This is a genomic window from uncultured Psychroserpens sp. (assembly GCF_947500255.1).
GTDB lineage: Bacteria > Bacteroidota > Bacteroidia > Flavobacteriales > Flavobacteriaceae > Psychroserpens.
The window spans coordinates 789,956-811,628 of the sequence record NZ_CANMRL010000001.1 but is presented as its reverse complement, the minus strand read 5'-3'; the positions used below and the strand labels follow the sequence as shown (position 1 = coordinate 811,628).

At 29.2% G+C, this 21,673-nt stretch carries 20 protein-coding genes; all 20 read right to left on the bottom strand.

Annotated elements, in window-relative coordinates:
* Positions 1 to 776: 776 nt before the first annotated feature.
* Positions 777 to 1,472 (bottom strand): TlpA disulfide reductase family protein, encoded by a 696-nt coding sequence (locus Q0783_RS03470; RefSeq protein WP_298893352.1) that lies wholly within the window; start codon positions 1,470 to 1,472, stop codon positions 777 to 779.
* Between the two features lies 1 nt (position 1,473).
* Positions 1,474 to 2,172, bottom strand: coding sequence for a redoxin domain-containing protein (locus tag Q0783_RS03465; protein ID WP_298753913.1), 699 nt, complete (start codon positions 2,170 to 2,172; stop codon positions 1,474 to 1,476).
* Positions 2,173 to 2,251: 79 nt separating this feature from the next.
* Entirely contained in the window at positions 2,252 to 2,485 is a 234-nt protein-coding gene (locus Q0783_RS03460; protein WP_298753915.1) for a hypothetical protein, read from the bottom strand.
* Positions 2,486 to 2,492: 7 nt separating this feature from the next.
* Entirely contained in the window at positions 2,493 to 3,212 is a 720-nt protein-coding gene (locus tag Q0783_RS03455; RefSeq protein ID WP_298893351.1) for a TlpA disulfide reductase family protein, read from the bottom strand.
* A complete protein-coding gene (locus Q0783_RS03450) occupies positions 3,209 to 3,874 on the bottom strand; it encodes a peroxiredoxin (RefSeq protein WP_298893349.1) in 666 nt (221 codons plus the stop codon). Before Q0783_RS03450 ends, Q0783_RS03455 begins: the two co-directional genes overlap by 4 nt.
* A 48-nt stretch (positions 3,875 to 3,922) precedes the next feature.
* Positions 3,923 to 4,426 carry a phosphoglycerate mutase family protein gene (locus tag Q0783_RS03445; protein WP_298893347.1) on the bottom strand — a complete coding sequence of 168 codons (504 nt, stop codon included), beginning with the start codon at positions 4,424 to 4,426 and terminating at the stop codon, positions 3,923 to 3,925.
* A gap of 151 nt (positions 4,427 to 4,577) precedes the next feature.
* Entirely contained in the window at positions 4,578 to 5,579 is a 1,002-nt protein-coding gene (locus tag Q0783_RS03440; protein ID WP_298893345.1) for a redoxin domain-containing protein, read from the bottom strand.
* 74 nt (positions 5,580 to 5,653) lie between these two features.
* Positions 5,654 to 7,000 carry a hypothetical protein gene (locus Q0783_RS03435; RefSeq protein ID WP_298893343.1) on the bottom strand — a complete coding sequence of 449 codons (1,347 nt, stop codon included), beginning with the start codon at positions 6,998 to 7,000 and terminating at the stop codon, positions 5,654 to 5,656.
* 176 nt (positions 7,001 to 7,176) lie between these two features.
* Entirely contained in the window at positions 7,177 to 9,072 is a 1,896-nt protein-coding gene (locus Q0783_RS03430) for a T9SS type B sorting domain-containing protein (RefSeq protein WP_298893340.1), read from the bottom strand.
* A 38-nt stretch (positions 9,073 to 9,110) separates the two neighbouring features.
* On the bottom strand, positions 9,111 to 10,301 hold the full coding sequence (locus Q0783_RS03425; protein WP_298893338.1) for a TlpA disulfide reductase family protein: 1,191 nt from the start codon (positions 10,299 to 10,301) through the stop codon (positions 9,111 to 9,113).
* A gap of 4 nt (positions 10,302 to 10,305) precedes the next feature.
* Entirely contained in the window at positions 10,306 to 11,856 is a 1,551-nt protein-coding gene (locus Q0783_RS03420; RefSeq protein WP_298893336.1) for a hypothetical protein, read from the bottom strand.
* Positions 11,857 to 11,959: 103 nt separating this feature from the next.
* Positions 11,960 to 12,598, bottom strand: a complete 639-nt coding sequence (locus Q0783_RS03415) for a hypothetical protein (protein WP_298893334.1) — start codon at positions 12,596 to 12,598, stop codon at positions 11,960 to 11,962.
* A gap of 117 nt (positions 12,599 to 12,715) precedes the next feature.
* Complete coding sequence (locus Q0783_RS03410) at positions 12,716 to 13,486, bottom strand: LytTR family DNA-binding domain-containing protein (protein ID WP_298893332.1); 771 nt, start codon at positions 13,484 to 13,486, stop codon at positions 12,716 to 12,718.
* A gap of 5 nt (positions 13,487 to 13,491) precedes the next feature.
* Positions 13,492 to 14,517, bottom strand: a complete 1,026-nt coding sequence (locus tag Q0783_RS03405; RefSeq protein WP_298893329.1) for a histidine kinase — start codon at positions 14,515 to 14,517, stop codon at positions 13,492 to 13,494.
* A complete protein-coding gene (locus Q0783_RS03400; protein WP_298893327.1) occupies positions 14,514 to 15,557 on the bottom strand; it encodes a histidine kinase in 1,044 nt (347 codons plus the stop codon). The genes Q0783_RS03405 and Q0783_RS03400 overlap by 4 nt, the downstream gene beginning before the upstream one ends.
* Entirely contained in the window at positions 15,547 to 16,761 is a 1,215-nt protein-coding gene (locus Q0783_RS03395) for a hypothetical protein (protein WP_298893325.1), read from the bottom strand. Before Q0783_RS03395 ends, Q0783_RS03400 begins: the two co-directional genes overlap by 11 nt.
* A gap of 186 nt (positions 16,762 to 16,947) precedes the next feature.
* Positions 16,948 to 18,093: a serine hydrolase domain-containing protein gene (locus tag Q0783_RS03390; RefSeq protein WP_298893323.1), complete on the bottom strand. Its 1,146-nt coding sequence runs from the start codon at positions 18,091 to 18,093 to the stop codon at positions 16,948 to 16,950.
* Positions 18,094 to 18,169: 76 nt separating this feature from the next.
* Positions 18,170 to 19,018 (bottom strand): LytTR family transcriptional regulator DNA-binding domain-containing protein, encoded by an 849-nt coding sequence (locus Q0783_RS03385; RefSeq protein WP_298893321.1) that lies wholly within the window; start codon positions 19,016 to 19,018, stop codon positions 18,170 to 18,172.
* Between the two features lie 2 nt (positions 19,019 to 19,020).
* Complete coding sequence (locus tag Q0783_RS03380) at positions 19,021 to 20,256, bottom strand: TlpA disulfide reductase family protein (protein WP_298893319.1); 1,236 nt, start codon at positions 20,254 to 20,256, stop codon at positions 19,021 to 19,023.
* Between the two features lie 163 nt (positions 20,257 to 20,419).
* Positions 20,420 to 21,631: a TlpA disulfide reductase family protein gene (locus tag Q0783_RS03375; RefSeq protein WP_298893317.1), complete on the bottom strand. Its 1,212-nt coding sequence runs from the start codon at positions 21,629 to 21,631 to the stop codon at positions 20,420 to 20,422.
* Positions 21,632 to 21,673 lie beyond the last annotated feature (42 nt).

The following is a 21,673-nucleotide window of genomic DNA, read 5'->3' as shown; positions in this document are numbered from 1 at the left end:
AACTGTTAAAAGTGACCTGTTAGCTTTAATTCAAAAATTACATGTATCACATTAAAAATGACACTTAAAGCAGTAATTATAGACGCAACAATAATCATATGGAGTGTGGTGTTTTTTAAATAAACTTTACTTAATTTCATATCAAACAATTAATTTCTAAATTCAGTGTATAGTTTTTGTATTCTTTTATTTGTATTTACTTCTTAAATCATAGCCCTATAGTTATCTTTATGCATATTGAAATAACTAGTCCAATGATAAAATGGAGGATGTTTTTTGTTAATGATTTCTTACCTGAAATGTTGTTAATGATTTTAAAAGCTTTTATTACCTCGAATCTGTGAATCCATAGTATATATAGGATTATGCTTTGATATGCAATTGCAGATGCTAATGCCCACCATAGTACATCGTAAATTATATCTTGTATAATTATGTTTATTAAGATACCCGTTAATATGAAACAACCTATAATTCTTGTTTTGCGTAGCACTAATAGACCTGCTCCCAGTAATTCAAAAAGGCCAATGATTATGGGAAATGTTAATGTGCGACCATAAAAAGCCCACATCAATTCCATGTTAGTTAGGTTTTTTACAATTTCATTGGCGTAGGGAGCCTCTCCAAATTGCATATATTTAAGTGCACCATAAAGAAACATGGAAGAGGATACATATATAACCAAAACACTTTCTAGCAAGCCTTTAAAAAAATCACTTTTATTTAGTTTAAGTTTAACCATGTTGATTTGCTATCATATGTGTTGGATAAATTGTTTAAAGTAATGAGTTGATTTTTTGACTTAACACATCATAAATATTATCTCTGTATCCAATAATGGCCTCTCTTATGATTCCTTTTTTATCTATGATTAAATGTGTTGGATAACCTTTAACTTTAAAACCTTTAACAAAGTCATTTACATCTGGTACTACTTGATATGTGAATTTTGTACTTGTTTTCTTAAAAAACTCATTGAGTGTTTCTTCTGAGTCTAATGAAGGTGCTAAGAATTGAACATTTGAGTTATTGTCAAATTTCTTTACAACCTTATTAAGTTCTGGCATTTCCCGAATGCAAGGCGAACAGTGAATAAACCAAAAATTAAGCACTGTTACTTTACCTTTTAAATCATTTTCATTATACGTCTTTCCGTTTAAAGTTGTAAATGAAAATTCTGGAAATGGTTTATTTAAAGTATGCTTTAGCCATGTCGTGTGTTTCTTATTTGTATCGTCGTTAACATCACCTTTAACAGGAATAATTGTGAGTTCAATTTTCCCGTTGCTTAATTGCTTTTGAGTTAATTTAAATGCACCTTTATATATAATATCTTCAGCTTCTTTTTTTGCAAGAACCTTACCCTCTTCAGATTTGAAAATCAAATTAGGATTATCCAAATCTAGTTTAAAATCTTGAGCGGCAACTTGGGAGGTTATCAACAAAATGATATATATAAATAGTTTGCGCATGTTAGTCTAGAAGCTTATTTATTTTGGTTGTTAATTGCTCTTCAATATTTATCCCGCCAGAAAACACAAACTTTATTATCCCATCTTTATTAGTTACAATATGTAAAGGGTAAGATTGAATTTGAAGCTTTTTATTAAGTTCCATTGTATCGTAAAGGTTAATAAACTTGAAATCATTCTCGTTTATGAAATCACTTAAAATTTGCTTGTTTTCAAACGTCATTGATACAAAGTTTACGTTTTTAAACTCATTTTTTAAATTATTAAGAACTGGTATTTCACGAATACAGGGTTGGCATTTAGTAAACCAAAAAGTATAAACAGTAATTTTTCCTTTAAAATCATTATTTAAAAATTCTTTATCATTTAAATTTTTGAGTTTAAAATCTGGAATAGACTTGTTTATTAAATCATTATAGTAGGATTTTCTGTTATCTAAATGCTTGTTTTTAGCTATTTCAGCTTCAGTATATATTGTGTATATATTTCTATTTATTGAATCTTTACGAGAAGACATAAAAATTTTATCATTATTTTTCATTTTTTCAAATTCTTCTTTAGTAATTGTTCTTCCCAAACTATCTTCAATTAAAATTTCTTTTTGAGCTATACCAGTCTGATACAATACAAATGTGATTATGACTGTAAGACCTAACGATAACAATAAAATAACTAAAACATCTTTTTTATAAATTTTCACTCTGATCGTTGCCTTATTTTACTTTTCATTTTTTAAATCATTTTATGTTTATAAACATAATTGTATGTCGGAAAATTTATTACTTACTCTTTGGCATGGAAAGTATAATTTCTTTTTTTCCATTTTTTATAATACGGTGTGCCATTTTAAAAGGTCTTTCAGAAATAAATTTTTCCACTTCGTCTTTTGTCAAAGTTTTTCCAGTATCTGATTTAAATATTGTATTAAGGTCATTAGTATCTATTTGAGCATTTAATACGCTCAAAGAAAAGAGTAATAGAAAATTGACAACTTTAAAAAGAATAGATTTCATATCAGCTTTAATTAAGATTAGTATTAATGGCCTTTGAGAGTTTACTTACAATATCAGTATCATAACCAATTAGAACATCTGTGATAATACCTTCTTTTGAAACAACAATATGAGTAGGGTAGGATGATACCAGTAGTTTTTTTAGTAATGGCTTTGCATTAAATAATACATCATAATCAAAACCTTCTTCTCTAGTTTCAAAAAAATCGACCAAATCCTCTTTAGTTTCATACGTAGGAGCTAGAAACAAAACGTCTTTATTTTGGTATTTGTCTACTAACTTATTTAGGTCTGGTATTTCTTTTATGCAAGGCAAACAATTGATAAACCAAAAATTAAGAACAGTGACTTTACCTTTCGTGGTTTTATTAGAGATTTTTTGTCCTATTAAGCTTGTTAAGGAAAACTCAGGGAATTGTTTTCCAATTTTAGAAGCTCTCCAATCTTTACTGCTTAATTGGTGCTGCTTATCAATTTTTGTTTTTTGTGTTTTATCCAATATTTTTAAAACAATTTCCATTTTGCCTTTGTTCATTTTATATTTCATCTGAACATTGTCACCTCCATAGGTTTTGTAAAGTGTTTTCACTTCATCTTTGGTTAATACTTTACCTTCTTCAGATTTGTATACAATATTTTTGTCATCAAAGTCAGGTGCACTTGTTTGAGCAGTTGTTATGGTGAGAGCAAATAAAAGGACCCAAAAAAGTAAAAGATGTTTTTTCATTTTAACAAGTTATTGATTGATTGCGATAATTTTTCTTTGATGTTTTCATCAAACCCAATAATAATATCACGTATGACTCCTTTGGTATCTATTACCATATGTGTTGGATAAAAATTGAGACCAGTTTCGTAGTTTAAAGCTCTTGAGTTTGAAAGTATTTGATATTTAAAGTTGTTTTCTTTTGCTGTCACAAAATCTTTTAATTCGTTTTCATCATCAATACTTGGAGCAAAAAACACGACGTTTTGAGATTTGTATTTATCAACTAGTTTATTTAATTCGGGCATTTCTTTTATGCAAGGTTTGCATTTGGTGTACCAAAAGTTTAAAACAGTTACTTTGCCTTTAATTGTATTATTGGTTGTGGTTTCACCATTTAAATTTTTCAGAGAAAATTTGGGAAGTGACTTTCCAGTCCATTTATTAATCCAATCTTGAGATTCTGATTGTTTTTGCCGGGCTTCATTTAAGACTTCTCCTTTGATAATATATACAACTGTTTTTCCATTAGATAGCTGTTTGTTATATGTTTTATAAGGTGTTTTTTTTTCTTTAATATCTTCTACTTCTTGTTTGCTAAGTATAGTGCCATCAGGAGTTTTATAGATAATATTTGGATCATCAAGGTTTAACTCTTGCGAAAAAGCCAATGAGCAACTCATGAATAAAAAAATAAATACTATTGTTCTATAAAGGGCTTTCATAACATATTAAAGGTTGCAGAGTTGAAGATCATTAACAACATTGTCTTTAATGGTAATAATATAGAGGTTACCATAATCATTTTCTTGAATTTGGCCATACTTGTTTTTACCAATAAATGTGTTGACATACATTGGTGTTGTATTACTATGACCTACAATAAGTACATTTTTGCCTTTGGTATCATTAACAAATTTTTGCAGATCAAAAGCTCTTGGATCGTATAATGTTGTTTCTAGTTTATTAGCTTCAGCTGTTGGTTCTGCTGTTTCTTTTGTTCTAAAGTAATCTGTAGAATACACAGCGTCTATTTTATATCCTTTAAGAATGTTTGCCCAATGTGCAGCTCTTTCTTTTCCTTTATCTGTTAAATGCGGATTTTTACTACCATCATTAGCTTTTTCGGCATGACGAATGAAGAAATATGTTGTAGTAGTAGTAGTTTCTTTATCTTGTGCGCTTAGGATGTTAATAGTACATGTTACGCATAAGAGTAATAGTATTTTTTTCATGTTTAAATTTTTTGTTTGGTGCAAAGAAGTAAAATGAGTGCTTATTTATGTGGTGAAAATTGCTTATTGTCAGTTTTTGTTCTTTGAATGAGTTTTGTCATTATTATCTTTTTTGATTTTAACTCATCAAGAGTTGATATTATTAACAATACTAATTATTAGTTAAGATTTCATTTATTGTTTGTTCCCAATTATTGTGTGGTCTTAAATTCTTAGCAATAATTCTTCCTTTAGGATCAATCAAGAATGTAGATGGAAATGAATTTAGTTTAAATAAATTATTAGAAGATTTACCTTGATCAATTACTTGTGTCCAAGTCATTTCATTATTGCTAATAAAATTCTCCCATTTCACTTTATCGGTTTGTACAGCAATTCCTATAATTTCAAAATGTTTATTTTTTAAATTTTTGTATAGCAGTTTTGTGTTTGGAACTTCTTTAATACATGGCTTACACCAAGTACCCCAAAAATCGAGTAAAATAAACTTGCCCCTATAATCTTTCAAGGAAATAGAATCGCCTGTTGAGTTGGGTAAAATTAAATTAGGTGCTAAAGAACCTATAGATGTTCTTTTTAGACTAAAATATTCCTTTTTTATAAGTGAAGTAATATTCCAATCTGGATGAGTGCTTATGAAATCTTCAATTATTTCTGTTATTTCATCATCTAATTCTAGATAGTAAGGCCATACCTCTAATGCTTTCAGAATTATTGGAGATCCTCTAAGTTTACTCTTGAAAATTTCTTTTTTCTCCTCTACATCTGCCATTTTAAATTGATGAAATGTTTTTGTTAAGTGTATTTGACTTTTATTACTTTCAATATCCATTTCTTCATCAGAAATATTAATTTTTATATTATCACCTGGGAAAACTATGAGATCATTATAAACAGGTGTTTTTCCTAATTGAAAATAATAAAACCTTGGTTCGTTAATTGTATCTGAAAAATGAAATTTCCCGTTTGAATTTATGTTTTGGACTTCCCATTTTGTTCTGTCGTTCTTTAGAGAATCTTCGATAAATACGATAACCTCTCCATTGACTGGATTTTTTATATTAACATCAATTGTAAATGGCTCAATTGCATTTTTGTTGCATGATAGAGACATAATTAATATTACGACGCAACTAAAGGCTTTATTTTTCATAACTATGAAAATCTTTGATAAAATTGTCTAGTAAAGTTATATTAAAGGAAGACCTTTGAAGTGGTTAAAGTTGCTTATTCTTTCTTTTTTAAAACATATCTTATTTCTGATTCTTTTACGATTTCAAAATCGCCTTTAAATCGCAATACATAGCCATCACCAACGATACTGTCTTTAGTTATTGTTTTTGGGGCCTTTAAATAACAGCTTTTAAAATCTAAGGATATTAAAATACCGCTATGAGCATTAAGAGTTCCCCATGAATCTTGAAGCTTTACGCCACCAAAATACCTCCCTTCATTTTCAATACTATATTCTGGAGGCATAGCAGAAAAACTCTGTTTAAAAAAAGGCACGAATAAATGTGGTTGTATTTTGTAGTTTTGAATAATTGTATCTGTTATTTTTTGTTGTTGAGCGGCGCGTTTAAACTCTTTGTCTGAGATTTTATGTAAATCGTATTTAGAGATATAATATTCTATATCGTTATTACTTGTTAGATTTAGTTTTTCGGAAAAAAAGTTTGTCAAATTTGTCTTAGGTGTTATTTTTTTATGCCACAAAGCATCTATTTTATTAATAGCATTACCATAAATTGGTATGGAAAAATAGGCGAACTGCCTATTATAGTTATCGAGATTGATATAATTATCTATAAGCATTGTATAAAATGAGGTATAGCTTTGCTCATAAAAATCGGTTGCAATGCTCAATGCCATAAATTCTGCAAGACCCTCATTGAGTTCTAAGCTATTTTCTTGATCTTTATAGAGAGGGAATTCCATATGTCTTATTTTCCTAACAGACAAAGCATCCTTTATTAAACTTAGGTCTTTTTGATTGGAGTTTATAAACCGTTTTAACAACTCTATTTCTATACGCATTAATAATCGTCCTTTGTATTTATTTAAATGACTGATATCAACAGTATGTTTTGGAAACCCTAGCTCTCCTAAGGCAATATGACTTAATTCATGAAGATTTAATAACTTGGCATATAGAGGAGGCATGTTTGATAGTGGTAATTCTAATACAGCCCATTTTTTTTCTTTCCAATTTATATTTGTGTTTCCATTTACAATTATTTCTTTAGGAAACTTTCCTTCAAAGCATTTATACCCTGGTGTAAAACTATCATTGTCTGGATTTGTATTGGCATAATATGTTTTTGTTTTATGATCAATAAAGAGCATGGGACCATATATGTTTTTATCCCAAATATGGGCGTTGGCTGTGGCAATAGAATCTGTCTCTTTAAATAACCGACTAAAATCTTCTTTTGTGATATACTCTGCAGTTTCTGTTATAGTTTGATGAATTTCATTTACGCTTTTTTCAACCTGATGAGGATTATTTTTACAGGTTAAACATAATAATATTGCAATGACAAATAGTGTCTTAAAAGTATTTGATGTTATCATTGTCGATTTTTTTAGATATGGTATCTAAATTAAATGAGCGGCTTAGTTTAGAAAAACGATTTGTAACGAAACGTTGTTTTAATGTAGTGGAATGTCTTAACATTATAAAAGTGTAAGGTTTTTAGAAGAAGAAACTCAACAAATAAGTTGGTCAATTCTTTAAATATTGTATTCAATTACCTTTTTAATGTGAAATGCCCCGTTTTTTCTAATCCAGATTTAGTTTTGAAGACAAACCAATAATCTGATGCAGGGAGTTGGAGACCATTGAAAGTACCATCCCAACCAATTATTGAATCGGGTATAAAAGAGAATAGCATTTTTCCATATCTATCAAATATCGTTATTATGGATTCTCTTTTTATTCTATCTGTTGCACCTTTAATGTTCCAAAAATCATTTAGATTATCTCCATTTGGTGTAAAAAATTTTGGAAAAACAATAGAAAGAATCTCAATATTAGTAAAACAATCTATGTCTAAGTAAAAGTTTGTTATTGTATAACAGTCATGTTCGTTGGTGACTTTAATGAAAATTTCTTGAATAGGGTTTTCTAAATAGTAGATGTTTGATATTTCGTTAGTATCGTTTTCGGCATCTAAATGACTTAAATAAAATGTGGTTTCAAAGTTCCCTTCACTTAAAATGGTATCATTTTCAATATCGTTTAGGTTAAAATACCCATTACTGTTTTCATCAAAGTAACAAAAATCAAGTATTAAAGTGGATTGCATACTTGATAATGGAAGTAAAAGCGGAATGTCATTATTTATAACCTGAAAGCTATAAACCAAATTACAACCACCGTTATTATTTTCTACATTAACAAAGAGAGTTTCCAGATTTGTAATACTGCTATATTGAAGAGGTAAGGGGTTACTAACATTATTACTTTCAAGATCTGTATTATAATATGTAAAGGTTAAATTATCATCAGGATTTATTTGCATTTGAGTGGACACCTCAGATAGGTCAAGAACATCATCAAAACATTTTATGAGATCTAGTGGTTGATTAACGTTTGGATAAGAAGAAATAGTAATATCTAAAATAATAATATCATCTGTTCCAGTAGTTGTACTTTTTATTCTTATATAGAGAGTTTCTTCTCCAGGTGTTATGTTTGTCCAAGTTCCAGCTATACTATTCACTTCATTTTCAGCATCATTTAAAGTTAAATATGTATTTATGTCAAATACTATAGCTTCATGTAATCCTGCTGCGCCAAACCATTTGTCTTCTGGATTGGGGTTTTGAATAATATCTGAAAATGTAAAATCTGACAGATTTATTTTAAACAGTTTATTAGGTGTCACACCATAAAGGCTACCTAATTCTGATGCCAAACCGTAAGTTTGATTAGGTAGTTGACCTAAATCAATATGGGAGATATAATCTCTATCCTCGTTTACAGTTACTTCATATAGTCTAAAGTTGTCATTAGCTAATCTCCATGATATATACATTTTGTTATTGAGTAACACAAAATCACCTCCAGAAGTTCCCATTTGGAAATCATGCCAAAGTTCATAATTAGATAGTGTTGTGTCATTAATATTACTATATCTATATATACGAGATTCAACTCCGTTACCTGTATATAAATTGTCTAAATCGTCAAATGAAAGTGCATTGTTTTGAAAAGAAGAATCGTCATAATAAAAAGCACTACAATTATTATCAACGCTAATTATTGAATAATCATCGCAAACAAAAACTTGTTGGTTTGAGTTAACTGCTATATCTGAAAAACTTCCATTTAAATTACATAATGTAGAAATGTAAGGATCATTAGAAGTAGAATAAATAGAATAAATATTTCCGGTTGAACTTGAAACTAATACTTCTTCTAAAAAATAATTATTTTCTACTCCTACTGTTTGTATAACGTAGTTTTCTATTTCATGAACATTAATAGACATATACCCATCAGCGTCTTCATCACACAGGGTTATTGCTAAATTTTGATTTGTAAGTCTATTATATGAGCTAGAGTTTTGGGAATAAATTACGTTTGACACCAAGTATAAATAAATCACAAGAGAAATAAGACTAGTCGATGTGTTTTTCATTAGTAAATTGTTTTATTCGGAGATAGAATACTGCTCATTTATAGGTGCTTATTAATAACACTTTTCCAATGTTCGTAGGATTTTGAATTAAACCCAATCTCAGAGTACAAAACTTTACCTTGTTTATCTAGAATGTATAGAGTAGGATATGCTCTAACATTATAGTTATAACCGACTTGATCTCCTTGACTAAGATGCAAATAAGTGTAATTGTTTTCGGAAAAGAATTTTTCGGCATCACCAATGGCGTCATTAACCGAAATACCAATTACCACGACATCCTTATTAAGATAGTTTTTATGAAGTTTTTCTATAGTTGGCATAGCTTTAATACAGGGTGCACACCAAGTACCCCAAAAATCTAAAACTACTATTTTTCCTTTTAATTCGGACAATTTTTTAAGCTCTCCTTTTCCTGAATATAATTCCCAATTTGGAGCGGCCTGCCCAACCTTTAAGAGTGGTTTTTTTGGACGTTTAAATATCTCATCATGAGATGTGATGAAAACCTCTTTTTTATTACTATCAATATTGTAATCATCCGAATTTGGCATGAAATCTATATCTGTTATTGTGTATGAAACAAATACTTTATGAGTCTCATAAGCCCTAATTATATAATCAACTTTCCCAATCCAAAGCACCTTAGAGCTTTGGTTCTTTTCAATCTTTTTTGAGTGTTTTGATACTTTTATTTCTTTTATTTTGTAACAGTTTATGCCATTAATCTTTTCTTCTCCGAGCAGCTGATGTTTTATATCATGCAATAGATAGTCTTTATTTTTTATAAGACTTCCTGATTGATTATCTATGCTTAAGGTTACGAGGCTTAGAGGTATATATCTTACCGCAGATCTTATACTGCCTTCATTTATTCTGATAAGATTAGTGTATCCTGAATGATCTATAAAAACGGTATTGTTTTGATATGCATATTTAATCTTGGTCTCTTCGCCGTCATAGCATATATTGGCATCAACTAAAGCTTTCCAATCTTTCATGTTTTTTGCTGATGGTGCCTTGTAGTTAATTTTGGATTGAATTGAAAAACTCTTTTTATTAGGACCATTGTTAGTGGCTTTTTCCTCTAAGCGAGCATTATATTTAATAGTTTTAATCTGCTCAATTTTTTTTGTGAATTTTAGTATTATTTCAGATGCATTATTATTTTCTTGTGTATGCATGACTAATGGAATAATCAACACAATTGCTAGGTATATTTTTTTCATAACTCTAATTACTTTTCCAAGCATTAAATAATTTTTCTTGCATTGGAGTAGGGGTTTCAGTTTTATATATTTTTATGCTAGAAACACTGCTTTCTTTTTGCTCATAAACAATCCCAATTTTTTCCAGGTACTTATCATAAGGCAACTCTTTGTCTGTATAAACGCATTCATCAAAAAAAGCTCTAATTTCTGGATAGGTCATTTCTACCAAATCGTTAATGAAGTTTTCTTCTGAAACAGGCTTTCCTTTACCGTATTTTTTAATTAGTTTTTGAAGCAATTCTCTAAGACCTAATTCTCCATTACTTAACTCTAATAATTCTATATCAAGAAATAAGGCGGTAAGAGCGCCTTTGAAATAAATATTCCCGTACTCCCTTGCACCTGCTTCGGTAAAAGACTTGTCGGCTATTTGTTTTAAACTCCACTTTGGATTAAAGTAATTTTTGTTAATCTGTATTTTCTTTTTAATATGTTCTTCAAGAAATGTTTCAAAGTTTACTAAACCAGCTCTAAATTGCAATATTTTAGAGGCCCATTCTGTAACGCCTTCATATAGCCACAAATGTTGAGACGGCACAGGTGATTTAAAATTAAATTCTTCAATAACTTCACTATGGATATTTAAAGGTGTTACGATATGAAAAAACTCATGAGAGGCTAAATCTTGAATTTGTTTCATAAAAGGTTCGGTAGGTTCCGATTCTTGTAAAACATACTGAGAACTATATGAATGCTCCCACGCTCCTAACTGTTTTGATGTATTTGGCTCAAAATGATATAGAAACACATAACGGTCTACAGGTAATTCTTGAAGAAATTCTTCAGTTGCCAAAATCATTTTTGACATACCATTGAGTATTTGACTAGAATTGATCTTATCGTTTTGAGAGTATGTATAGATTTCAATATTAGTTCCAGACACTAATTTTTCAGCTTTAGAGAGCTTTCCTAATAAAAAGGGAGAATCTACGGCGTGGTCAAAATTTTCAGCATAATATTTACCATTGGTTTCTTTTAATGCCGTACCTACTTCCCATGATGTAGGTTTCAAAAACTGAATGTGTATTGAACGATTTTGAGTACCTTCAAAATATCCAATAACAGTATGCAGGCTTATATACGCATGATCGTTTTCTAATGAAGATCCACACATAGCATGAATAGGAAACTCTTTTACAGGCGTATCCCATGTTTCTGCAATTTTATATTCTATTTTAGAAACTTTTCTTGGTTTTGAAATGTAATATTGATTTACATTGATTTTCTCTACATCAATTTCATTCCCTTTTTTGTCATATGCTTTAAAGTGATTTACAAATCGTCCCATATTCATAGTTTGGTAAGCACCTGGCGCTGTAGAGGCAAATTGAAAGATATGACTCTTTCGTGGTAGTTTTTTAAGGATTTTACCTGTTACAAGAATGGTGTCTTTGGATGTGTCTGTTGTTAAATCGAGAGTAAACGCTACTCCCTTTTTTTGGGCATTAATCTGGAGTGATGTTAATAATAAAACCACAAGCATTCCTTTTATATTTAAGCTATGTTTTTGCATTTGGATGAGGTTTATATAAGATGTGAACTCTACCATCATAGAGTCCACACCTAAAACTAATACATGTAATAAATTAGTTAGTTACTTAACGTAAAATATAGTATTAAGGGTTAATATTGAATACCGTTTTTGGGTATTCTTTGTTTAGAGCTGTTATGTTTATTTTCTGAGTAAATGCCTTGTTGGTTAATCCTATTGGTAAGTAATTATCGCATTGGATGTACCAATATTGAGTATATGTTACTTTCTTTTGACCGTTCTTTAAGATACTAGCTTTGATTTTATAACATTGTTCTCCATTATATTGCTCTTTACCTAGGTATTCGTATCGGGTTGATTTACTGGCATAACTATTTTTTGTATAAGGAAGGACATTCATACTATATACGAAGGGCATCAAATAAGAGATGACTAAATTTTTAGCAGGTGTGTTGAGCACCTTTTTAAACTTTTTGCCTTTATTATACTTGAATTGATCTCCATCATATGAAAAAGCAAATTCTTCGGTTTTTCCATTTTGTTCAATATTGCCTTTGGCAATTACCATTACTTTACCAAAAGCAACATCTTCAACATTTTCATCTTTGCTACATATGAAAGTGGCATTAATGTTTGGTCGCAATTCATGATTTTTTTCTTGAACAACTTCATATTCTATTGAGTATATGGATTTTAACGCATTTACAGATTTAACAATAATGGCATCGGCTTTTGCCTGTTCCTGCGCGTTCAGTTGAAACATAGCAAAACACATAAGAGTTATAAGAAATGATTTTGTTTTCATGATAAGAACTGTGCTTGTTTAGACATTCTAAAATAGAAATAGCCTTTAGGATACATGTGGTTATAATTGCTTATTTCAGAATATTAAATCACCTTCAAACCACTTTTTAAAATCTCCAACATTATCTCGGCTTACTATAATTGCTACATCTGTTTTTACTTTGCAATTAATCTTCAATCTACTGTTTGAGTAAACAATAACATTGGCAATAGTATTTATACTAACTATAAATGTTCGATTCACTCTAAAAAATGTTTTAGAATTTAAAACTTTAACCAAATCCTTTATGGTAAAATCAATAATATATTTCTTGTTTTGATTTGTGATAAGGTAAATCGTTCTGCCTTCGGCATAAAATAGAGCGATATCTGTTTCAGAATTTACAGTATGAATATAGTTTCCTAATTTCACCATAAACCGCTCTTTGTTTTTTCTTTTTTCAACCTCTCTTTTTAAGCTTGTAATACTTTCATTTATAGAGTAAAAGGAGGTCATGTTTTTAAGTTTATTTAAAGCTGTAGATACATCTGTAAAATGGATGGGTTTTAAGATGTAATCTATACTATTTACCTTAAATGCATCAATGGCAAACTCATCATAGGCAGTAACAAAAATAACAGGCTTCTTTATGATTACATTATTAAATATTTCAAGACTTAGTCCATCTGTTAGCTGTATATCCATAAATACAATGTCGTAATGAATACTACTCATTGTAAACCAATTAATAGCTTCTTCTACGCTAGTTATTTTAGCAACAATTTTAACTTTAGAGTTATATTTTAACAGATAGCGTTCTAGTTTATCAGAGGCTAAAACTTCATCCTCAATAATTACTACATTCATATCTATTATTTTGTGGTTAACAATTTTGGTATACTAATTATTCTGAACTCATTTTTTTCAATAATTTGAATCTGTCGTTCAGTATATATTGAATAGATATTTTGAATATCACCTAAACTTTCTATGATTAGCTTTTTATTTAATCGATCATTTTTAAGGTATTTTAAAATGATATCGTTGTCTGTGTCATTTATTTCAATTACAAATTCGATTCTAGAATTGGTTATAGAACTATTAATGACCTTTTGCATTGTTTGTAAAAGAATACCAGGAACCACTAAGAAATCTAATAATAAAACCCGATTCACTATTGAAATATTTTTATGTGGAATGGTATTTATAAGTGCTTGTAGTTTAGTACAAATTTGTAACTCCTTATTAAAAGAAACTAGCTGTCTAGTTTTATGCACTAAGGTATATCTATACAAGCTGGCTAGGTGATTCACTAGATCATTTGATTTATGATCTTCTAATTTCACCAAGATGATAAGTGCTTCTAAACTTGAAAATAATAGACTCGGATTAATTTCTTTTTTAAAATCAGAATAATTACGTTTTATATTGTCATTTTTTAGTTGTTCTGTCTGAAGCTTTAGGGCTCTTGATTTTTGCAAATAATTTGAGCTTATAACCAATAAAATGTGAGTTAATGTAATTAAAGAAAAAACACAATTAAATAGCAATATTTCGTTGGTGCTAGGAAGAAAGCCAAAAATGTAAGTATAGTAAATACTTATGGATATTGTTACTGCGGATACACAAACCATAATTGCGAAAAATATTTGTAATAAAATAGAACTAATCATACCCTGAGAAAACCGTGTTTTATTAAATACAATGATTTCTACTCTTAGCAGTTCTAGAGTTATATATGATAAACCAATACAAATAAACAGTTCGTTACTTATAAATGAAGAATGAAGTTGTTCTAGACTATTATTTACTAAGAGTATAAGTAAATATACTGCGGTTCCATTAAATATGGGATTAAGCAAACGAAAGCCAGGATGATCTAAGAGCATTTTTTTCATACTAAAAATGGAATTTCAACAATGAACTCTTCATCACTATTAATGTTTGTAATTTTTTTTCCTAATAATTTATAGCGTTCAACTATGTTGTGCATTCCTATGTGTAAAGACTCTTCTAGATTTCTTTTTTTATTGATATTATTTTTTACTAAAACCCCTTTGTGATTTGTGGATATTGTTATTAAAAGAGGGTTGTCTTCTCTCAATTCATTATGTTTTAAGGCATTTTCAACAAGTAATTGCAGTGTTAAAGGAGGAATCTTTTGTTTTAAATAGTTGTCATTTACATTGATAATACATGAAAACTTATTTTGAAACCTTGCTTCAAATAAAAACGTATATGATTTTACAATTTCTAGCTCTTTTTTCAAACAAATTAAGTCTGTTGTACTTGAATCTAGTATTGATTTATATAGATTAGCCAGATGCCTTATAAATTGCTCTGTCTCAAGTTTGTCTTTGTCAATTAAAGATGATATTGCATTTAATCCATTAAATAAAAAATGAGGGGTAAGCTGTGATTTTAATGTTTCTAACTTTAAGTTGATTTGTCGATTTTCTTGTTCTATTAATTTTAGTTTTGATAAGGTATGGAAAGAGTAGGTATATAAAGCAAAATGACCTATAGTGTACATTAACATTATAAAAAGAAGTGTAATGCCTAGTTTTAAAATATCTTGTTTATAAACACTAAAAACAACGGAATCAAAAAACAGCGCTCTATAAATCATTAAAATGCAAATGAAAACGATAAAAACGATAATAAAGTTTAGGATGATACTAAATATAAAGCGTGTAATTATGTTCTTATTCCAGGATATTTTGTTATCTAGTATTGTATTTATATAGTTTACGCTGCACAGAGCTATGGCTCCTGTACTTCCAGATATAATAACCATACAACCAAAATCATTATTAAAGATATCAAGTAATAGTAAAGAACCTATTAGAGCTCCAAATAAAAAGCCAATTAAAAGCGTAAAGATATTTTTACTTATACTTTTTTTTAAAAATGGTATTATTGATATATTATTTTTCAATGGCATTTAGTACTTTATCATAGTAAAATTCATAATTGGGTTTTAGTCTCATGGCAATTTTTCGATATTGTTCTTTTACGTTTTCAGTTGATTTTGAAATAGTTTTTGAAACTCCCATCATTGATTTGTATAAACTGATAGGTTTAACCGTATTTTTTAGAATAGTGTTTAGTATTTCTAATATTTCACTTTCCGTATAGGTATTATGAGAAAAAACATATTCATAAAAAGTTATGGCGTTAGATTCTTTTTGTGGACTCGTTTGGATTGCAATAAGTAGTTTTCTTAATGCTGAGATGTCTAATGATTGGGTTAAAATTTTTCTTATAACATTATTACTGTAGAACTCTTCAGAATTAATTTGATTAAATAGAGTTAAAATTTGATCTAGAGATTTATTTGCGCCCTGAATTTCAATTAAACTATAACATAATTTTGTTATGTAATTTTCGGAGGTAATGCTTTTTGAAATAGCCATTATATCTTGAGAGCTTGGCATCTCTGTAAGCTCGTTGCTCGTTTTGATAGCATTTTGAAGTAAAGAAAATTTATAAAAGTCTGATTCGTATTGAGAGATTGTTTTTATGAATGTAGCGCTTACTCGGGAATCTTTCAGAAAACTATTTTGATTTTTCTCTAATACCTCAAATATATAAAGTTGTTGCTTTATAAGCCCATTTAAGTTTTTTAATATTGTATTTAATTCATTAACAGATAGTCGCTTTTTGAGAAGAAAATCAATATACTTTGATTTTACAAAATCATAAGATAAATCTTCTATAGTTTTTAATACGGCATTGACGCCTCCTTTTTTAAATGACCTATCCACTCGACTTTTGCCTCCAAGAAATGTTGTTTTAATAATTTTTGGTAACACTTTTGACAACCATTTCTTTCCCTTAGGAACAAAGTTTTGCTTTTCATTTTTAATAAAAAACTGTTTAATAAGCCCGCCATTATTATCAGATTTAATAACAAGCCTTCTTTCAACACCAAATGAGGATTGCTTTATTTCTATGAAGCCATAATTGGAGATACTTATTATATTTTTGTCATCTTCTGAGACCACAATATCTCCTTCAAAATGCACATTGAAATAATCGTCCTTATTTCGTTTAGTTGTATCTACAGATATAGCATTTACTTGTGTAGTGTAACCTGTTGCTATAATTATCATCAATAGTTTGATTACTATTTTTTTCATAACCTTTATTATTTTTTACATTAATTATTACCAAAAGTAGTGGCACTTAGTCTCTGTTAAAAATAAATGGTAACCAATCGTTATTTTCATGTATTAAGCCGTTAATATTTAGTTTAAGCAATAGATTAATAGTGTTGTAAGAGTTAATGATATAAAACGGCTATTTGATAATTGTGGTTATTATTGCTAAAACAAGAAGAGTTTTTTTATAATCCTATTTCTCATTTTACTATACTCTTTTTTAAATATTGGAGATGCTGATCTAAGACCTGTATTGCAAAATATAGCTATGGTCATATCTTTATGTGGAAAGTAATATAAATCTGTTGTTATGCCAATACCACGACCGGAGTGTCCAAGAAGAAATTTGTAAGGAAAGCTTTTGTCAGCCATTAGCCCTAACCCATAATCAGGATCGTTTTCATCATTCCATGTCATCATTTCTTTTAGTATTTCTTTTCCTAAAATTTTACCATCTACAAGTTTTTTTAAAAAATTAGTAGCGTCATCAATCGTGGCATAAATACCATCATCACCACTATACCAATTGGTAGTTTCTATGGTTTGAGATGTTAGGTTTTCTAGAGTTTCATCTAAATTAATGTCGCCATAATATTGTAGATTGCTAGAATCTGGTATTTGCTTATAGTAGGTGTTTTTAAAACCATGATGCTTTAAGAAATCTCTCATATATTTCACATGACCATCTGGTAATATTGTATCCATTATCATGGTCAATAAGAGGTAATTTGTACTACAGTAATTAAACTTACCATATATGGCTTTTGAATATGTTTTTCCATATGCATAGCGTCTTAGAGCGTTTATATGAGATAAAGTGTCTAGTTTTAAATTCCCAGAAAGGTAAAGTTTGTTTAGTTCTGGGTTAGAATTGTAATTGTAGAACCCAGAAGTATGGCCTAATAAGTTTCTTATGGTTACTTTTTCCGCATTAGGTAAACCTTCTATAATCTCTCTGGGGAGATAATTTTCAATTTTATCATCTAGTTGTAATTTTCCATCTTCGACTAATTTTAAAACAGCTGTTGCAGTATAAGTTTTCCCTATACTGGCTAGGCTAAAAATGGCATTTTTATCAATTAATGTATTGGTCTTGGTATTTGCATAACCAGATTTGCCGATCCATTTACCATATTCTGGACTTTCAATAGATATTAGAACGCCTTGTAATTTTCCATCTGTAGCCTTGTCAATGATAGACTGGATTTTTTTGAACTTTGAATTGTTTGATTCAAAAGAAAGTAATGCAAATGAAACACACCCAATAAGAATAAATAGAGCGATTTTTTTTGTTTTGTTTAAATATTTCATAATTCAGTTTTTTTCAAAGGGAAGAAAAGAGCTCTTATTTCTTTTTGTACCGAAGTAGAATTTTCTTGAACTGCTATTAATTTATGACCGAACTGCTATACCATTGTCTAAATTTAGCTGCTTTTAGTCTACTTACAGTAACAATTGTATGGTCAATAAACTCATTATTTAACTCAATTTCTATTTTCCCATAGGTAGATGATCTGGTTTTTTTAATACCTTCTTTGTGTGTGATAAGATGACGAGATAGTTTAAAAAAATCACATTCTGGCAGTTGTGATTCTAGGTATGTTAAAGAACCATTAAACGAGCCCAATTTTTTATTTGTATTGTATACATTTATTACACCGGATTCTATAATTGCATATCTAATTTTTGAGACAGGAGCATGAATGATAAAGTTGCCTTTAACAAGCTCTATTTCTTTTGAAGATTTATCTATATAACTTTTGAGTTTTTGATTTTCGTTTAGATTATTAATTAAGTTTTTATTTACTAATACCCATTTGTTATATAAAAAGAAACACCATTTTATGAGTGATGAGATCAACACTATACTAAGTACTATGAGGTTTATTAATAAAGTTTCGTCTATTGAGTGAAACGTATCTCCGGAAAGCCAGATATAAAGATTCCCAAAACCATTTACTATTACGAATAAAAGGGCACTAAGAACAATGAAGTTTAAAAATAAATGCAATTTAAAATTTGAACTCCAATTTAGTTTTTTGTCGAGTTTGTTAGAGGCATATCTGGTAAGTTCAGTAATTATTGTTGCGAAAAATATAGCAACTAGAAACTCTTTAAAAATAAAGTCAGGATGTTTAGGATTAAAGCAAATATTTATCAAAATATTAGATAAAACACCTAACATTAAGGGTTCTAAAACTCTTGAATTTATACGATAAAAAAGGCCTTTTGTCAAAATCATTGATTTAATAAGCTATTAATCATCTTTTTCCAGTTGTGAAATCCATCTTGAGAAAAGTCGGTTTCATAATACGACACCTTCCCTTGTTTGTTTATTATGTATACGGTTGGGTAATATTCTACTTTGAATTTTTTCGCTATATCAATTCTATTTGGAATATGAGTATAGCTATATTTTTTGTTATTGAAGTATTTTATTGAAGCGCTATTATCTTTCTCATTGGCCGATATTCCCAAAATAATTACATTCTTATTGTTTTTATAATGCTTATAAAGTTGTTCTATCTGCGGCATTGCTTTTTTACATGGTGCACACCAAGAACCCCAAAAATCTATAAAAACTACTTTCCCTTTGAGGTCTACTGAGTTCCAAATTTTCCCATCTTGATCTTTAGCAATCCATTTAGGAGAATTAGTCATAAGCTTTAGTAGTTTTTCACCAGCCAGTTCCATTCGAGCTTGGCTAACACTCATAGTATTTTCATTAGCACTTTTGGTTTTAAAAGGTTTTTTATCGCTTTTATTGATGTTTTTGATACTGATTTCTTGTTTATAAAATTTCTCATCTGAGAAGCCAATTGGTAAAAAGCTATGAGTACTAATGTACCATATCTTTATTCTCTTTCCTTTTACAATCTCTCCTTCTGCATTTATTACAGCGCTAGTTGTTTTAACCTTAAAACACTTTTCTCCGTTATACATTTCAATTCCTTCATATTTATAGCCAAAACCTAAAGGCATATAAGGTACTTCATCAGTATAGGGAAATGCCTGCAACATAAATAAATGTTGTTGTAAATACCCCATGACTATTTTGCGAGTAGGACTCTTAATCACTTTGTTTTTAATATTGCCTCGAGAATACTTGAATGTGTTACCATCATAAGAAAATGAAAAATCTTCTTTTTTTCCATTTAATTCAATGGTTCCTTGAGCCTTTAACTTTGCTTTCCCAAAACCAACGTCTTTAACTCTTGAGTCTTTTTGACAAGTGAAGATAGCATCAATGTAGGGTTGCCCATAACGTTCTTTAAGTGCTTTTTGTTGTATGATTTGATATTTTATTGATTCAATTGAGGATAGTGCTTCTCTTGATTTATTTAATATATCGCTTAACGATATTGATTCAATTGAAATTGGTATTCTTGATTTTCTATTTATTGATTCTTGAGAAAAAGTTGATAATATGCCACATAAGAATGCAACTATTCTAATAGAAATTTGTTTCTTCATTTAATTGATTTTTAAACTACTTTAACTTAGAAATAGCTCTTTTGCTCTCAATTAATATCTTATCTATTGAGTTAATATCTTGAGCAAAAGAGCTAAAATTCAACACTAAAAAAACAATACTATTAACCTAAAGTATAGCGATGATATCATATATAAATTGCAATTACTCAATTAGTTTATCTATTGTTGTTTTCCAGCGTTCAAAACTGTTTGGGTGATACCCTTTCTCTGCACTAGCTATCTTTCCATGCTTATCTAAAATGTATAAAGAAGGGTATTCTTTTACTTTATAGTTTGATTTAGCGATATCATCTCCATTGGGTATATGTGTATAATTATATCCTTTTTCCTTAAATAGCTTAAGAGCTGCTTCTTTATCTCTTTCTCCTGCTGAAATACCAATAATAATCACATTTGGATTATGTTTATAATGATCTTGAAGTTTTTGTATATCTGGCATAGCTTGAATACATGGCGTACACCAACTGCCCCAAAAATCTAACAATACAACTTTTCCTTGGAGTTGCTTAGAACTAATAGTTTTTCCAAATTGATCTTTGGCGCTCCATTGAGTTGGGATTTTACCTATTGGTAATAGATTTGCCTTTGTCAGTTCATTTTCTACTTCATTTCCAGTTAAATAATCTGTATTTGAATTTTTATTAGATAGTGTAAAAAAGGAATTTGGGATGGGATAGTTTATCTTTTTTAGAGTGATGTCTTTATAGATAAAACCATCTGAATATGCCCTTGGTAAGCAATCTAGTTCACTTATCCACCAAATATTTTTTGTAATAAGTTCTTTTCCATTTGGAGCTTTAAAAGTCACAGATGTTTCTATTTTATTGCATGGGTGTCCATCTTTTTCTTCGGTAGTAATTAAATTTATATCAACCTTCCCTTTACCAGATATCATTTTATATGGGTCTTCTTCTGCAAAAGGAAAAATTCTCATCATAAATAGATGTTGTTGTAATTTCCCCATGGTTACATTTCTTGTTGGTCCCGAGATGCTTTTTTGTCTTGCCTTTTTCCCTATTTGATACATGAAATCTTCCCCATCGTAGCTAAAGCTAAATGGCTTTTCATTTCTATTTTCTGTAATTATTCCAGTTGCTTTTATTAAAGCTTTGTCAAAACCAATATCGTCCAAGCAGCTATCTTTTTTTTGAATGATCGTAGCTTGAATTTTTGGCATACCATAACCAAATTTGCCTGGAGCACCTTTCTGATGTATTGTATATTCTATAGATGAGATTGTCTTGCATATTTCATTAGATTTTTCTAATATTTCTTCTGCAGTTTCTTGAGAATAAGAAAATGATGAGACACCTAAAAAAGTAAAAAGGTAAAAAACGATTTTCAGTACTTTCATGATTTTTTGATTTTAGCTAATCAACTAAAAAATTAGTTAGAA

Bases quoted from the DNA above. Each gene is read 5' to 3' on its own strand.
- Q0783_RS03470 (WP_298893352.1), bottom strand. From the start codon at position 1,472: ATGCGCAAACTATTTATATATATCATTTTGTTGATAACCTCCCAAGTT.
- Q0783_RS03460 (WP_298753915.1), bottom strand. From the start codon at position 2,485: ATGAAATCTATTCTTTTTAAAGTTGTCAATTTTCTATTACTCTTTTCT.
- Q0783_RS03450 (WP_298893349.1), bottom strand. From the start codon at position 3,874: ATGAGTTGCTCATTGGCTTTTTCGCAAGAGTTAAACCTTGATGATCCA.
- Q0783_RS03440 (WP_298893345.1), bottom strand. From the start codon at position 5,579: ATGAAAAATAAAGCCTTTAGTTGCGTCGTAATATTAATTATGTCTCTA.
- Q0783_RS03455 (WP_298893351.1), bottom strand. From the start codon at position 3,212: ATGAAAAAACATCTTTTACTTTTTTGGGTCCTTTTATTTGCTCTCACC.
- Q0783_RS03410 (WP_298893332.1), bottom strand. From the start codon at position 13,486: ATGAATGTAGTAATTATTGAGGATGAAGTTTTAGCCTCTGATAAACTA.
- Q0783_RS03445 (WP_298893347.1), bottom strand. From the start codon at position 4,426: ATGAAAAAAATACTATTACTCTTATGCGTAACATGTACTATTAACATC.
- Q0783_RS03430 (WP_298893340.1), bottom strand. From the start codon at position 9,072: ATGAAAAACACATCGACTAGTCTTATTTCTCTTGTGATTTATTTATAC.
- Q0783_RS03405 (WP_298893329.1), bottom strand. From the start codon at position 14,517: ATGAAAAAAATGCTCTTAGATCATCCTGGCTTTCGTTTGCTTAATCCC.
- Q0783_RS03425 (WP_298893338.1), bottom strand. From the start codon at position 10,301: ATGAAAAAAATATACCTAGCAATTGTGTTGATTATTCCATTAGTCATG.
- Q0783_RS03375 (WP_298893317.1), bottom strand. From the start codon at position 21,631: ATGAAAGTACTGAAAATCGTTTTTTACCTTTTTACTTTTTTAGGTGTC.
- Q0783_RS03395 (WP_298893325.1), bottom strand. From the start codon at position 16,761: ATGAAAAAAATAGTAATCAAACTATTGATGATAATTATAGCAACAGGT.
- Q0783_RS03390 (WP_298893323.1), bottom strand. From the start codon at position 18,093: ATGAAATATTTAAACAAAACAAAAAAAATCGCTCTATTTATTCTTATT.
- Q0783_RS03415 (WP_298893334.1), bottom strand. From the start codon at position 12,598: ATGTTTCAACTGAACGCGCAGGAACAGGCAAAAGCCGATGCCATTATT.
- Q0783_RS03435 (WP_298893343.1), bottom strand. From the start codon at position 7,000: ATGATAACATCAAATACTTTTAAGACACTATTTGTCATTGCAATATTA.
- Q0783_RS03380 (WP_298893319.1), bottom strand. From the start codon at position 20,256: ATGAAGAAACAAATTTCTATTAGAATAGTTGCATTCTTATGTGGCATA.
- Q0783_RS03420 (WP_298893336.1), bottom strand. From the start codon at position 11,856: ATGCAAAAACATAGCTTAAATATAAAAGGAATGCTTGTGGTTTTATTA.